This window comes from Pseudomonas sp. B6002, assembly GCF_013385985.1.
Lineage (GTDB): Bacteria > Pseudomonadota > Gammaproteobacteria > Pseudomonadales > Pseudomonadaceae > Aquipseudomonas.
In genome coordinates, this window is record NZ_JACAOY010000006.1 from 210,915 (window position 1) to 224,405 (window position 13,491).

The window sequence follows — 13,491 nt, forward strand, 5'->3', positions numbered from 1 at the left end:
TCCCCTCATCGCTGATCTTTCAAGGCAGAGGGGAGCACCATGGACCCAGCACCAGAGACAGGGCCCGACGAAGTCGTCACCCTGGTCGTCAAACACCTGATCAAGAAAGGCCTTGAGGCCGACTATGAAGCCTGGCTGCGGCGCATTGTGCGCATCGCCGGTGAGCGCCCCGGCCACCTCGGCGTGGACGTGGTGCGCAGTCAACAGAACGGCCTGGCGCTGTTCACCTGCGTATTGCGCTACCGCTCCACCGACGCGCTGGAGCGCTGGCTCGACTCCCCCGAACGCAACGACCTGATCGCCGAAGCTGCGCCCATGCTGGCCGACGGCGACAAGACCGAAGTCGGCGGCGTCAACGAGTTCTGGTTCTCGCCCCTGGCCGACAGCGCCGCCAAGCCGCCACGCTGGAAGCAGGCGGTGGTCACCCTGTTCGTGATCCTGCCGCTGACCCTGCTGGTGCCGCTGGTGTGGGGCCCGGTCCTGCGCCTGCATCCCTTTCTCTCCAACTACGTGGTTGCCACCTTCCTGGTGACCCTGACCATCGTGTTGCTGGTGGTCTACCTGTTGATGCCGGCGGCTACCCGGCTGTTCGCTCCCTGGCTTGAAGCCTCTGTAAAGGAAATCCTATGAACGCCGATCTGATTCTGTTCAATGGCCAGTTCCACACCGTGGACCGTGAAAACCCGCGCGCCACCGCCGTCGCTATCAGTGGTGGGCGTTTCGTCGTCGTGGGCACCGATGGCGAGGCCATGGCCCTGCGCGGCAGCGGCACCCAGGTCATCGACCTCAAGGGTCGCACCGTCATCCCCGGGCTCAACGACTCTCACCTGCACCTGATTCGTGGCGGGCTGAACTACAACCTCGAACTGCGCTGGGAAGGCGTGCCGTCCCTGGCCGATGCATTGCGCATGCTCAAGGACCAGGCCGACCGCACGCCAACCCCGCAATGGGTGCGCGTGGTGGGCGGCTGGAACGAATTCCAGTTCGCCGAAAAACGCATGCCCACCCTCGACGAGCTGAACCAGGCCGCGCCCGACACCCCGGTGTTCGTACTGCACCTGTACGACCGCGCCTTGCTCAACCGCGCGGCCCTGCGCGTGGCCGGCTACACCAAGGACACGCCCAACCCACCGGGCGGCGAGATCGTGCGCGACAGCAACGGCAACCCCACCGGCATGCTGGTGGCGCGGCCCAACGCGATGATCCTGTATGCGACCCTGGCCAAAGGCCCGAAATTGCCGCTGGAATACCAGGTCAACTCGACCCGCCAGTTCATGCGTGAACTCAACCGCCTGGGCCTCACCAGTGCGATCGACGCCGGTGGCGGTTTCCAGAACTACCCCGACGACTACGCGGTGATCGAACAGTTGGCCAAGGACGAACAGTTGACGGTGCGCATCGCCTACAACCTGTTCACCCAGAAGCCCAAGGAAGAGCTCAGCGACTTCAAGAACTGGACCGGCAGCGTCACCCTGCACCAGGGCGATGACTACCTGCGTCACAACGGCGCCGGCGAGATGCTGGTGTTCTCGGCCGCTGACTTCGAAGACTTCCTCGAACCCCGCCCGGACCTGCCGCTGACCATGGAGCAGGAACTGGAGCCGGTGGTGCGTCACTTGGTGGAGCAGCGTTGGCCGTTCCGCCTGCACGCCACCTATGACGAGTCCATCTCGCGCATGCTCGACGTGTTCGAGAAGGTCAACCGCGACATCCCGTTCAATGGCCTGCCGTGGTTCTTCGACCACGCCGAAACCATCACCCCGAAAAACATTGAGCGCGTGCGTGCCCTCGGCGGCGGGATTGCGATCCAGGACCGCATGGCGTTCCAGGGTGAATACTTCGTCGAGCGCTACGGCGCCAAGGCCGCCGAAGCCACGCCACCGATCCAGCGCATGCTCGCCGAAGGCGTGCCGGTGGGGGCGGGCACCGATGCCACGCGGGTGTCGAGCTACAACCCGTGGACCTCGCTGTACTGGATGGTCAGCGGCCGTACGGTAGGCGGCTTGGCGCTGCACGCCGAGGGCTTGCCGCGCCTCACCGCGCTGGAACTGTTTACCCACGGCAGCGCCTGGTTCTCGTCCGAGCAAGCCAAGAAAGGCCAGATCAAGGTCGGCCAATTGGCGGACGTTGCTGCGCTGTCGGCGGACTTCTTCAGCGTCGAGGAAGAGGCCATCAAGTGGATCGAGTCGGTGCTCACCGTGGTCGGCGGCAAGGTGGTCTACGGCGCCGGCGACTTCGAAGAGTACGCACCGCCACACGTGCCGGTGCTGCCGGACTGGTCGCCGGTGGTCAAGGTGCCCGGGCACTGGCGCCCGGGTGCGGCGTTGCAGGCTCAGGTGCACCAATGCAGCGGCCCGTGTGGCGTGCATGTGCACAGCCATGAAAAAGCGCGTCTTTCCAGCGTGCCGGTCAGCGACTTCCAGGGTTTCTGGGGTGCGTTCGGCTGCTCGTGTTTTGCCTTCTGATTACCCAACCCCCGTTAGGAGATAACCCCATGGCTTACAACCGTTTGAACAAAGATGACGCCGTCGTACTGCTGGTCGACCACCAGACTGGCCTGATCTCCCTGGTGCAGGACTTCTCGCCCAACGAGTTCAAGAACAACGTGCTGGCCCTGGCGGACCTGGCCAAGTTCTTCAACTTGCCGACCATCCTCACCACCAGCTTTGAAAGCGGCCCCAACGGCCCGCTGGTGCCGGAACTCAAGGAAATGTTCCCGGACGCGCCATACATTCCGCGCCCTGGCCAGATCAATGCGTGGGACAACGAAGACTTCGTCAAGGCCGTCAAGGCGACCGGGCGCAAGCAGATCATCATCGCGGGCGTGGTAACGGATGTCTGTGTGGCGTTCCCGACCCTGTGCGCACTGGCTGAAGGCTTTGAGGTGTTCGTGGTCACCGACGCGTCCGGCACCTTCAACGAAACCGTGCAACAAGCCGCCTGGGCACGCATGAGTGCGGCCGGCGCGCAACTGGTGAACTGGTTCTCGGTGGCCTGCGAGCTGCAGATCGACTGGCGCAACGACATGGAAGGCCTGGCCAACCTGCTGTCCCAGCGCATCCCGAACTACCGCAACCTGATGAACAGCTACACAGCGTTTACTAAGTAATTATCGCTAGAGAACAACGCTGAACCCCCGTGGGAGCCGGGCTTGCCCGCGATGGCGGAGTGTCAGTCGACAGTAACGTCTGCTGATACACCGCCATCGCAGGCAAGCCAGCTCCCACATTTTGTTTTGTGGTGTTGCTACTGGCGCGCTATAAAACCGCTAAATGTCCACCGAGAAGCGACAATGAACCCCTTCGAAGACATGCGCCTGTTCTGCCAGGTCATGGAGTCCGGCAGTTTCACCGCCGCCGCCGAGCAACTGGGCCTGTCCAAGCAATTTGTCAGCCGCCGCCTGATCCAGCTGGAAGATCGCCTGGGCGTGCGCCTGCTCAACCGTTCCACCCGCCGCCTGGACGTTACACCACTCGGCCAGAGTTACTACGAATCCGCCTTGCGCCTGCTCGGAGAAGTCGAGCAAGTCGAGCAGGGCATCGCCGGCCAGAACAGCGAGCCGCGCGGCACCCTGCGCCTGAGTGCGCCGTTGTCGTTTGCCATGGCCCATTTGGGCTGCCTGTTGCCGCTGTTCCTGCAGCGCCATCCCCAGGTGTCGGTGGAAGTCGACCTCAGTGACCGTCCTGTCGACCTGATCGGCGAAGGCTATGACCTGGTGCTGCGTATCGGCACCCTGGAAGACTCCACCCTGATCGCCCGCCGCATCGCCAGCATCCCGCGGGTGTACTGCGCCAGCCCCGCGTACCTGGCCCTGCGCGGCACGCCGCAAAAACCCGAAGACCTCAATGAGCACGACTGCCTGCCATACGGCCATGGCCGTCAGGTTCAGTGGCGCTTCAAGGGCAAGGTGCAGGCGTTGAACGTGAGTGGGCGCATGCGCGTGAACAACGGCGATTTGCTGCGCGACACCGCTATCGCCGGCCTGGGGGTGACGTACTTGCCCACCTTTATCGTCGGCGACGCGTTGAAGGACGGCCGCCTGGTCACGGTCCTGGACGACTTCGCCCCCGAAGCCCTGACCCTGTCGGCGGTGTACCCCCAGCACCGGCAGAGTTCACGGCCGGTGCAGGCGTTGGTGGAGTTTTTGCGCGAACAGCTGGCGCAGGGCTGCTGACGGGCAAGCGTCAGCGGTTGGCGAGGTTCGCCAATTCGAGACCCGCGACATACCGCTCCAGATTCGCCAAAAACGCGTCGGCAATCTCATGGCGGCTGTGAGTCGAAATCGCTGATGTATGGGGCGACAACCGTACCCTCGGGTGCGTGTACAGCGGATGCCCGTCCGGCAAGGGTTCCGGTTCGGTCACGTCCAGCGACGCCAGGCCGACCTGCCCATTGTCCAGCGCCTCCACCAACGCCTCCTGATCCACCAAACCGCCGCGTGCGATGTTGATCAGGTGCAGCCCTGGCTTCGCGCTGCCCAGCACATCGCGGTCGACGATTTGCCGCGTCGCCTCGGTCAGCGGCGCCGCCAGCACCAGGTGATCGGCGCGGGCGAACAGGTCGTGGATGTCCTTGGCCGCCTGCACACCGTCGACGCCAAACGGCGCTGTGCTCTGACGCAACGCCACGACGTTTATGCCCAAGGCCAGTGCCTTGTGCGCCAGGCGTTCGCCAATTGCACCAAAGCCGAGGATGCCCAGTGTGGTGCCTTTGAGCGGACGCAGCGGGGTGAAACTCCACTGCGCATCGTTCACCCAGATGTCCGGCAAATGCTTGGACGCCGCAAAGATCGCCGCCAGGGCGAACTCGGCAAGGTTGTCGGCGGCGCTGCCACGTGAGGTGGTGACCGGCGGGCCGTTGAACAGCCACTGCGGGTAGAAGTCGATGCCCGACGACACCAGGTGCACCCATTGCGCGCCATACGGCCAGCCCGGTGGCGGGGTGTCCGGGGCGGTGTAGCCGCGCACGTTGATCGGGCGCAGCAACAGGATAGTGGCCTGGGGCGGCAGGTCGCTGGGCACGCCCACCGGCACGCCGATCACCTGGGCCTGCGGGTGGTGCGCGGCGAGGCGCTGGCGGATCACGTCGTTGTAATCCTCGTCCAACTGGCTGGCAATAATCACCTGGGTCATGGGCGTTCCTTCTCACGTTGGGCGAACACCGCTTTGCCGACGCCTTGCAACACGGCGTCGTTCTGCGGGGTGTGTACGCGACTGCACAGCACGTCGCGGTAATGCCGTTGCAGCGGGCTATGGCGCGACAGGCCGGGGTTGCCCGAGGCCTCGATGGCCAGTTCCACGGCACGGATGGCGTTATTGGTCACCAGGTACTTCAACTGCGCCGCGTTGGCGGCCGGGGTGTGGCCTTCTGCCGCGGCGTCGAGCAGGCTGCGGTTGGCAAACAGCAGGGTGTCGATATGGCCGACGGTCTCCTGGAACCGCGGCAGGGTCGACAGGGCTGCACCGAGGTTGGACGGCTTGCGTGCTTCCAGCCAGTTCACCAGCCAGTCCCGCGCGGCCTGGGCCACGGCGTCATACACCGATGACAGCAGCACCGACATCCACAGGAAACCCTCGCCATCCAGCTCCGGCGATGGTGCGCTCCAGGGGCTGACGCCGACGGCGTGGTCCAGCGGCACCAGCACGTTGTCGAGTACCACTTCATGGCTGCAGGTGGCGCGCATGCCCAAATGGTCCCAGGTGTCGATGATGCTCACGCCGGGGCTGTCCTTGGGCACCAGCCAGGCGCCCACCAGCGGGTCCGGGTCATCGCTGCGCGCCCACACGCTGAACCAGCTCAGGCCGTGGCTGCCGGTGGAGTAGATCTTGCGCCCGCTGATGCGCCAGCCTTCGGCCGTGCGTACCGCCGTGGTCGCCGGCAGGCCGCCACGGGCCGGGGTGCCGAGGTCGGGCTCGACGCGCAGGGCGTTGATCAACGCGCCGTTGCGTACTGCGTCCTCGGCCACTTGCTGGCGCAGGTGTGCAGGCCAGGTCTTGCTGTCTTGCAGGCGGGTGTGTTGCAGGTACTGCATCACCAGGATCAGCGCCGTGGAGGGTTCGCCCTTGGCAATCGCGCTGATCGCCTTGCGCGCCTGGGGCAGGCTGGCACCGCCACCGCCGAGGGCCTTGGGCACGGTGAGGGCGACCAGGCCGTGTTCGTGCAGCAACTTGAAGTTGGCGTGGGGGAAGGCGCCGCTCTCGTCATACAGGTGCGCGGTGCTCGCCAGTTCGGCGCTGAGGCGTTCGAGCAGAGCTTCGAAATTGGCGACTTCCACGGAGCGTAGGGATGGCTGAGTCATAAGCATGTACTCGATCAAAAAGTGTAGGAGCCGGCTTGCCGGCGATGGCGGCAGAAGGCTTTGCGCATGGCTTGGGGGCCAATCGCCGGCAAGCCGGGCTCCTACAGGGGGGGGCGGTGTGGGTCAGATGGCGAGGCGCACGGGTTGCTGGCCCAGCAGGTGTTCCACCGCTTGCAACACCGGCTCGGCTTCCGTGCGCACCAACCAATCCGGGCTGACTTCCACGAACGCCACGGTGCCGTCCCGGGCGATCACCACCACGGTCGGTTGCGGCAATTCCCATGTCCCGGTGCCGGTGGTGTCGCCGATGTGATTGCCCTTGGCCAACGCCGCGTTTCGCGAGGCGTCGTCAAAGCTGTAGAGAATGCCCAGCCGCCGCCCGAGGTTGTTGTCCGGGTCGCTGGCCACTAGCAGTCGCAGGGTGTGCCGGGTCTTGATCTCCACCAGGCGCTCCGGCACCTGCGGGCTGACCGCGACTAACGGCACGCCCCATTCCCGCAGGCGTGGGTAGAGCTGGCGCTCGTAATAGGGCAGGGCGAGGTTGCACGCGGGGCAGCCTGCAAAGCGGAAAAAGATCAGCACCGCCGGGCCGTCGGCCAGCAGCAGCTCACGGTTCAGTTCGCCACCTTCCACGTTCAGTAGAGTAAAAGGGTCCAGCTCGTCACCGACCTGCACGTAGTTGTCAGGCTGCGCTTCGTCCACCAGGCGCTGGCGCTGGTCGATGTTGACCTGCAAGGCGGCCGGCGCCCAGGTGGCCAGGCGTTCGGCATGCAGGTCGGCCAACTGACGGTTGAGGGACTCGCTCATGCCAGTGCCTCCTGTTCTGTCTCCACTTCGTTTGCAACGCTGTAGCGGTTGGCCGGCACGTCCAGGCCCAGGTTGTCGCGCAGGGTCTGGCCGCTGTACTCGGTGCGGAACAGGCCACGCTGTTGCAACACCGGCACCACCAGTTCGGTGAAGTACTGCAAGCCATCGGGCAGTACCGAGTTGATGATGAAGCCGTCGCTGGCGCCGGTCTCGAACCAGGTCTGGATCGCATCGGCCACTTGCTCCGGGGTGCCGACAAAATCACGTTTGGGCCGCGAGAACCGCAAGGCCACTTCGCGCAGGGTCAGGCCTTCGTCCCTGGCCAGTTGCTTGACGCGGTCGGAGCCGCCTTTCTGGCTGTTGGCGCCCAGGTCGCCGAGTTCCGGGAAGGGGGCGTCGAGCGGGTACTGGCTGAAGTCGTGGTCATTGAACGGGCGGCCCAGGGCGACGATCGCATCCTCTACGGTCACCAGGTCCACGGCTTGCTGGTAGCGGCTTTCCACCTCGGCTTCATCGCGCCCGACAATCGGGCGAATACCCGGCAGGATCGACAGGCTGTCGGCGTCACGCCCGAAGCCCTGGGCGCGGCGCTTGAGGTCCTGGGTGTAGGCCAGGCCTTCTTCGATGCTCTCCACGTGCACAAAGATCGCATCGGAGTGTTCGGCGGCAAAGTTGCGCCCGTCTTCGGAGGTGCCCGCCTGGAAGATCACCGGCTGGCCCTGGCGAGAGCGCGCGATATTCAGCGGGCCCTTGACCGAGAAAAACTCGCCCTTGTGTTTGAGTGCGTGCAGCTTGGCGGGGGCGAAAAACTCGCCGCTGTGTTTGTTGTAGGAGAAGGCGTCATCTTCCCAGGAATCCCACAGGCCCTTGACCACGTTCAGATGTTCCTTGGCGATGCGGTAGCGCACCGCGTGCGGCGGGTGCTCGGCCTTGCCGAAGTTGTCGGCGGTGCCGCTGAGCCAGGAGGTGACCACGTTCCACCCGGCCCGGCCGCCGCTGATGTGGTCCAGGGACGCAAACTGGCGCGCCACCTGGTAGGGCTCGGTGTAGCTGACGGTCACGGTGGCGACCAGGCCGATATTGCTGGTCAGCGCGGCCAGGGCCGACAGGATGGTCAGCGGCTCGAAACGGTTGAGGTAGTGCGGGCTGGACTTGGCGTGGATGTGCAGGCTGTCGGCGATGAACACGAAGTCGAACTTGGCGCTTTCGGCCAGCTCGGTCTGCTGCTTGTAGAAACCAAAGTTAGTACTGGCATTCGGTTGCGCCTGCGGGTGGCGCCATTCGCCCCAGCCGTGACCGACGCCGTGGACCATGGCACCGAGTTTGAGTTGACGTGGCTTGCTCATGTTCTGCTCCTTGTTTCAGCGCGAGGCTTGGGAAAGTGGGACACGCTTGGCGTTAAAGCTCTTGTCGAAACCCTGCGACACGTCGATGTGCTTGGGCAGCAGGCCTTCCTGTTGGTAGGTGTCGGCCGTGGCTTGCAGGCCGCTGATCACGCTGTCGTCAATCGCCACCGGGCTCAGGTGGGTGTCCTTGGCCACCTCCAGGTGTACGGCCAGGGGCAGGCCGGTGATCTTGGCTTGAGCGGCGGCGTATTCGTCGGGGTGCACGTTGGCCCAGGCATAGGCCCGGTCGACCCGCGCCACAAAGTCATCCAGTTGCACGCGCTTGTCGGCGATCGCCTGGCCGGTGGCGGCGAAGTACAGGTGGTTGCTCAACAGCTTGTTGCCGCTGATCAGCACACGGGCGTGGCTTTGGGAGGTGACGACGGTGGTGTAGGGGTCCCAGGTGGCCCAGGCGTCGACGGTGCCGTTGTCCAGCACCAGGCGTGATTCGCTGGGCAGCAGGAAGATGAATTGCACGTCCTTTGTGCTCAGGCCGGCGCTGGCCAGGGCCTTGATCGCCAGGTAATGGCCGATGGAGCCGCGCCCGGTGACGATTTTCTTGCCCTTGAGGTCGGCCACGGTCTTGATCGGCGAGTTCTCTGGCACCAGCAGGGCCGTGGTGTTGCGCCCTTCGGCGTGGATGATACTGACCACCTTGAGCGAGGCACCCGCGCCGAGTGCGAACACATAAGGCGCGTCGCCCAAGGCGCCCACATCCACCGCGCCGGCATTCAGGGCTTCACCCAAGGGCGAGGCGGAAGGGAATTCCGACCATTGGATTTCATAAGGCACATTCTTCGTTTCGCCGGAGACTTCCAGCAGCGCCTTGATGGTGGATTTCTGGTTGGCCACCCGCAGCGGTTGCAGGTCGGCGGCGTGTGCGGTGCTGATCAGGCCGAGGGCCAGGGCGGTGCCCAGGAGCAGGCGTTTGAAGGGGGTGGTAAAGACCATGGGATGCAGGCTCCAGGTAGCTCGAAAAAGGGTTTGGCTACCTCCGCCTGGAGAAGGGGTCGGTGAGGACTTAACGTTATTCCCATAAAAACTCCCTGTGAAGTTCTTTTTGGTTATAAGTTAATCATTAAAATACCTGATCATTATTTATCTGATTATTCCTATATTGCATGTTAATACGACCTGTAGTGAGCGGGTTCGCCCCGCGCCGCGGTCTCCCAGGCGCCTGATACACACCTGACACACCGCCGCGCGGGGCAAGCCCGCTCACTACAAGTTGAGGGTCAGATCACGTAGAAACCGTGGGTGCCGTCGCGGGCCAGTTGCGCGACCAGGCCGAACTCCCAATCCAGGTACGCCTGCATGGCTTCCTTGGGGTTGTCGGTGCCTTCGTACGGGCGGCGGTAACGGTCGATGCGCGGTGAGGCCAGGCGGGTTTCGCCTTCTTCCAGCGGCAGCTTTTCAGCGATCCACTGGGTGGTGCCGCCTTGCAGCAGGAACACCGGCTTGCCGGTAAGGGCTTCGACGTCTGCCACGGCCAGGCGCGCCAGTTGGCTGCTGCCGCAGGTCAACACATAACGTTCGGCGGGCGGCACCTTTGCCAGGGCGTGCGGCAACTGCGCACGCAAGGCCCAGTAGGCCCCGGGGATATGGCGCTTGACGTAATTGACGCTCGGGGTGAAATCCAGCACGGCGGTGTCGCCATGGGCCAGCCAGTCCACCAGGGTGTGGGGGCTGATCAATTCCGCCTGGGCCGGCGCAGGCACTGGCGCGACCCACGCACCGGTCTCGCTGAAATGCTCAGGCTGCAGGTCATCCAGCACATGCACTTCCCAGCCCAACTGAGCCAACCACGAGGCCGACATATTGGCGCGCACGCCATCGTCATCCGCCAGCACCAGGCGTGCGCCGCGTACGCTGGCCACATGGTCGGTTTCCTGCACCAGCTGGCCGCCCGGTGTCGAGCGTGAACCCGGCAGGTGGCCGGCTTCGAATTCTTCCGGGGTGCGCACATCGAACAGGTAGGTGGTGCGGGTTGTTTCCTGCTGCCAGCGTTGCAGGTCGGCCAGGGTGGCGCGGCCAACACGGGCCTTGTCGGCCACTTGGCGTGCGTCCTTGGCGGCGATCTGGCGGTGTTCTTCCGAGGTCGGCGCAAAGCGGCGCGACTGGCCGTGGGCGAGTTTCTGCCCGGCGAGCGTCCAGCCGATGGTGCCGTTGCGCAGGGCTGACACCGGGTTGGCCACGCCGGCGTTGATCAGCGACTGGGTGCCGATGATGCTGCGGGTGCGCCCGGCGCAGTTGACGATGATGCGGGTGGCCGGGTCGGGCGCCAGTTCACGGGCGCGCAGTACCAGTTCGGCACCGGGCACGCTGATGCCGGTGGGGATGCTCATGGTTTGGTATTCGTCGAAGCGGCGGGCGTCGAGCACCACCACGTCGGCCTGGCTGTCGAGCAGTGCTTGCACTTCTTCGGCGGCGAGGGAGGGCGTGTGCCGCTCACTCTCGACCAACTCACCGAAAGCTTTGCTCGGCACGTTCACGTCGATGAACAGTTCGCCACCGGCGTTGCGCCAACCTTCCAGGCCGCCTTCCAGCAGGCTGACCTGGGTGTACCCCAGTGCAACCAGACGCTCGGCGGCACGGGCGGCCAGGCCTTCGCCGTTGTCGTACACGGTGACCTGGGTATCACGCCGTGGAATGCGCGAATTCACCTCCAGCTCAAGCTTGGACAGCGGGATATTCGCGGCAAACAACGGGTGGGCTTCGGCAAACGGCGCTTCTTCGCGCACGTCCACCAGGGCGACTTCTTCATGGTCCAGCAGGGCCTGGCGAATCTGCGCGAAGCTGCGGGTCGATACGGTGGTCATAGGGCAGGGCTCTTTTCTTTGGACAAATCCCAGATGTTCGGGAGGAAGGCGTTGGAATAACCGGAGATAAACAGTTTCTCGCTGCCGTCGGGCTGATACACCGCGCGGCGCACGGCACCGATATTGGCGCCGTAGACATGGATGCTGATGGACACCTGGTCGCTGTGGGCATTGCTCACTTGATGGATATCGCCGACCTTGGGCGAGACCGCTTCCACCTGGCCTGGCACCAACTGGATGGGCTTACCTTCGGCAACCAGGCTGCCATCGGGGGCGCGTTCAAAACCCTGGGAGAATTCAGCGCCGCGCAACATGCCGATCAGCCCCCACACCCGGTGATCATGAATCGGCGTGCTTTGCCCGGGCCCCCACACAAAGCTGACGATGCTGAAGCGCTGGCGCGAATCGGCATGCAACAGAAATTGCTGGTAGCGCTCGGGGTCGGGTCTGGCGAATTCGTCGGGGAGCCAGTCGTCATGGCTGACCAGCTGCGCCAGGAGCTTGCCGCCACGGTGCAACAGGTCGCCTTCGCGTGGGTTGCCGTCAATCAATTCCGCCAGGGCGCCTATGAAGGCTCTCAGTCTCTCGGGGTGCTTGGCCTGGGTCATGACAACTCCATCGTGTGGTCGGTGGTGATGGGTTTATCTAAGCATAATGTTTATAGTTAATATGCTATTTTTTAATGATTAGCTTATAGCTGTAGGTAATTTAGAACCGGTCTGAATAGTGTTAGACGTTATCGATAGGTCGGTGGGCTATCCAGACCGTGTTCCGACAACTATGCTTCGCACACATCTTAATGACTGTTCTCTATGTGCGGCCCAAATGAAAATTGACGATATCGATGCCTTTGTCGAAGTGATTCGTTGCCAGTCCATTAGCCACGCCGCCGAGTCGCTGCAACTGACCCAGCCGGCCATCACCCGCCGCGTGCAGAACTTCGAGCAGGCGCTGGGGGTGGAGCTGTTCGACCGCAACACCAAGCCCCTCAAGCCTACGCTGATCGGCACTCGGGTGTATGAACAATGCCGGCTGATCCTGCGCGAAATGGATGCCCTGCGTGAGCTGGTCGCCACCGACGCGCCGCCCACCGGCCTGCTGCGCCTGGGCGTGCCGCAGACCATCGGCGATGTGGTGCTGCTCGATGCGCTCAAGCACCTGCGTACCGAATACCCCGACCTGCGCGCCCAGGTCGCCACTGGCTGGGGCAGCCAGTTGGTGGGCAAGATCGAGCGCGGCGAGCTGGACGCGGCGGCGGCGTTGTTCCCGGCAGGCAAGATCTTCCCGGACAATATCGTCGGTGAGTCCATCGGCAAGATGGAACTGGTGGTGGTCTGCGCCAAATCCCAGCTGCCGAAAAAGCCCTGCAAGCTGGCAGACGTGTACCAGAACGGTTGGATCCTCAACCCCGACGGTTGTGGTTTCCGCGCCGGTTTGCAGCGCACCTTGTCGGATCAGGGCCTGGCGTTGCGGGTCAACCTGGAAACCTTCGGCACCGAACTGCAACTGGGGCTGGTGGCCGACGGCCTGGGCCTTGGCCTGGTACCGCGCCCGCTGCTGGAACGCAGTGCCCACCGCGAGCACCTGGCGGTGATGCCCCTCAAGGATTTCAAACCGGTGATGGACCTGTGGCTGATCTACCCGCACTTTCTCGGCAACCTGCAAGGGCCGGTGGACGCCTTCGGCAAGCTGGTGGCGGCTTCACTGCACAAGGTCCGCAACGCCGCCTGACCCCTCGGGCGATGCGGCCCCTGAATTTTCGGTGGCCTCACGGCCGCCATCGCCGGCAAGCCGGGCTCCTACGGATTTGCGGCGTGCACAAGAATATCGATACCCGCAACCCTTGTAGGCGCCGGCTTGCCGGCGATGAGGCCCTTGGATTTTGCACGCATCTCGCGGCCGCCATCGCCGGCAAGCCGGGCTCCTACGGATTTGCGTCGTGAACAAGAATATCGATGCCCACAACCCTTGTAGGAGCCGGCTTGCCGGCGATGAGGCCTTTGGATTTTGCACGCATCTCGAGGCCGCCATCGCCGGCAAGCCGGGCTCCTACAGGGTGTTTGACGCTGTTATGGTTATGAAAAAAAATAATAATTAGCTTAGATTAAAATGTGCTTTTTATTATTTTTTTGCACCCCGTAGGCTTGCCTGGAAGTCCTTAAGGCCATCCAGGAAGTTTTGC

Annotated in this window: 13 protein-coding genes; 6 read left to right on the plus strand and 7 right to left on the minus strand. The window is 63.8% G+C overall.

Translation table 11 applies throughout. The annotated features are described in order from the left end of the window. The first annotated feature begins 39 nt into the window (after positions 1-39). The 4 genes from HX792_RS08270 to HX792_RS08285 all read left to right on the plus strand — a co-directional run bounded on the left by HX792_RS08270 (position 40) and on the right by HX792_RS08285 (position 4,174). On the plus strand, positions 40-630 hold the full coding sequence (locus tag HX792_RS08270; RefSeq protein WP_176995603.1) for an antibiotic biosynthesis monooxygenase: 591 nt from the start codon (positions 40-42) through the stop codon (positions 628-630). Continuing rightward, on the plus strand, positions 627-2,465 hold the full coding sequence (locus tag HX792_RS08275) for an amidohydrolase (protein ID WP_176995604.1): 1,839 nt from the start codon (positions 627-629) through the stop codon (positions 2,463-2,465). The genes HX792_RS08270 and HX792_RS08275 overlap by 4 nt, the downstream gene beginning before the upstream one ends. Before the next feature lie 29 nt (positions 2,466-2,494). Next, entirely contained in the window at positions 2,495-3,109 is a 615-nt protein-coding gene (gene ycaC, locus HX792_RS08280; RefSeq protein WP_176995605.1) for an isochorismate family cysteine hydrolase YcaC, read from the plus strand. A gap of 183 nt (positions 3,110-3,292) precedes the next feature. Further along, positions 3,293-4,174, plus strand: a complete 882-nt coding sequence (locus tag HX792_RS08285; RefSeq protein WP_176995606.1) for a LysR family transcriptional regulator — start codon at positions 3,293-3,295, stop codon at positions 4,172-4,174. 10 nt (positions 4,175-4,184) lie between these two features. Here the strand turns inward: HX792_RS08285 and HX792_RS08290 are convergent, their stop codons facing one another. The 7 genes from HX792_RS08290 to HX792_RS08320 all read right to left on the minus strand — a co-directional run bounded on the left by HX792_RS08290 (position 4,185) and on the right by HX792_RS08320 (position 11,917). Then, positions 4,185-5,132, minus strand: coding sequence for a D-isomer specific 2-hydroxyacid dehydrogenase family protein (locus HX792_RS08290; RefSeq protein WP_176995607.1), 948 nt, complete (start codon positions 5,130-5,132; stop codon positions 4,185-4,187). Next, on the minus strand, positions 5,129-6,298 hold the full coding sequence (locus tag HX792_RS08295) for an acyl-CoA dehydrogenase family protein (protein WP_176995608.1): 1,170 nt from the start codon (positions 6,296-6,298) through the stop codon (positions 5,129-5,131). The genes HX792_RS08290 and HX792_RS08295 overlap by 4 nt, the downstream gene beginning before the upstream one ends. A gap of 123 nt (positions 6,299-6,421) precedes the next feature. Next, positions 6,422-7,105: a peroxiredoxin-like family protein gene (locus HX792_RS08300; RefSeq protein ID WP_176995609.1), complete on the minus strand. Its 684-nt coding sequence runs from the start codon at positions 7,103-7,105 to the stop codon at positions 6,422-6,424. Beyond that, on the minus strand, positions 7,102-8,451 hold the full coding sequence (locus tag HX792_RS08305; protein ID WP_176995610.1) for an LLM class flavin-dependent oxidoreductase: 1,350 nt from the start codon (positions 8,449-8,451) through the stop codon (positions 7,102-7,104). Before HX792_RS08305 ends, HX792_RS08300 begins: the two co-directional genes overlap by 4 nt. A 15-nt stretch (positions 8,452-8,466) precedes the next feature. Beyond that, positions 8,467-9,441 (minus strand): ABC transporter substrate-binding protein, encoded by a 975-nt coding sequence (locus HX792_RS08310; RefSeq protein WP_176995611.1) that lies wholly within the window; start codon positions 9,439-9,441, stop codon positions 8,467-8,469. Positions 9,442-9,725: 284 nt separating this feature from the next. After that, on the minus strand, positions 9,726-11,309 hold the full coding sequence (locus HX792_RS08315; protein ID WP_176995612.1) for a rhodanese-related sulfurtransferase: 1,584 nt from the start codon (positions 11,307-11,309) through the stop codon (positions 9,726-9,728). Continuing rightward, positions 11,306-11,917 carry a cysteine dioxygenase gene (locus tag HX792_RS08320; RefSeq protein WP_176995613.1) on the minus strand — a complete coding sequence of 204 codons (612 nt, stop codon included), beginning with the start codon at positions 11,915-11,917 and terminating at the stop codon, positions 11,306-11,308. Before HX792_RS08320 ends, HX792_RS08315 begins: the two co-directional genes overlap by 4 nt. A gap of 217 nt (positions 11,918-12,134) precedes the next feature. On the opposite strand from HX792_RS08320, the gene HX792_RS08325 reads away from it, so the two are divergent. Both HX792_RS08325 and HX792_RS08330 read left to right on the plus strand, forming a co-directional pair. Further along, positions 12,135-13,040, plus strand: a complete 906-nt coding sequence (locus HX792_RS08325) for a LysR family transcriptional regulator (RefSeq protein WP_176995614.1) — start codon at positions 12,135-12,137, stop codon at positions 13,038-13,040. Between the two features lie 208 nt (positions 13,041-13,248). Then, positions 13,249-13,407: a hypothetical protein gene (locus HX792_RS08330; protein WP_176995615.1), complete on the plus strand. Its 159-nt coding sequence runs from the start codon at positions 13,249-13,251 to the stop codon at positions 13,405-13,407. Positions 13,408-13,491: the final 84 nt, after the last annotated feature.

Bases quoted from the DNA above. Each gene is read 5' to 3' on its own strand.
- ycaC (WP_176995605.1), top strand. From the start codon at position 2,495: ATGGCTTACAACCGTTTGAACAAAGATGACGCCGTCGTACTGCTGGTC.
- HX792_RS08300 (WP_176995609.1), bottom strand. From the start codon at position 7,105: ATGAGCGAGTCCCTCAACCGTCAGTTGGCCGACCTGCATGCCGAACGC.
- HX792_RS08275 (WP_176995604.1), top strand. From the start codon at position 627: ATGAACGCCGATCTGATTCTGTTCAATGGCCAGTTCCACACCGTGGAC.
- HX792_RS08315 (WP_176995612.1), bottom strand. From the start codon at position 11,309: ATGACCACCGTATCGACCCGCAGCTTCGCGCAGATTCGCCAGGCCCTG.
- HX792_RS08320 (WP_176995613.1), bottom strand. From the start codon at position 11,917: ATGACCCAGGCCAAGCACCCCGAGAGACTGAGAGCCTTCATAGGCGCC.
- HX792_RS08295 (WP_176995608.1), bottom strand. From the start codon at position 6,298: ATGACTCAGCCATCCCTACGCTCCGTGGAAGTCGCCAATTTCGAAGCT.
- HX792_RS08305 (WP_176995610.1), bottom strand. From the start codon at position 8,451: ATGAGCAAGCCACGTCAACTCAAACTCGGTGCCATGGTCCACGGCGTC.
- HX792_RS08285 (WP_176995606.1), top strand. From the start codon at position 3,293: ATGAACCCCTTCGAAGACATGCGCCTGTTCTGCCAGGTCATGGAGTCC.
- HX792_RS08310 (WP_176995611.1), bottom strand. From the start codon at position 9,441: ATGGTCTTTACCACCCCCTTCAAACGCCTGCTCCTGGGCACCGCCCTG.
- HX792_RS08290 (WP_176995607.1), bottom strand. From the start codon at position 5,132: ATGACCCAGGTGATTATTGCCAGCCAGTTGGACGAGGATTACAACGAC.
- HX792_RS08270 (WP_176995603.1), top strand. From the start codon at position 40: ATGGACCCAGCACCAGAGACAGGGCCCGACGAAGTCGTCACCCTGGTC.
- HX792_RS08325 (WP_176995614.1), top strand. From the start codon at position 12,135: ATGAAAATTGACGATATCGATGCCTTTGTCGAAGTGATTCGTTGCCAG.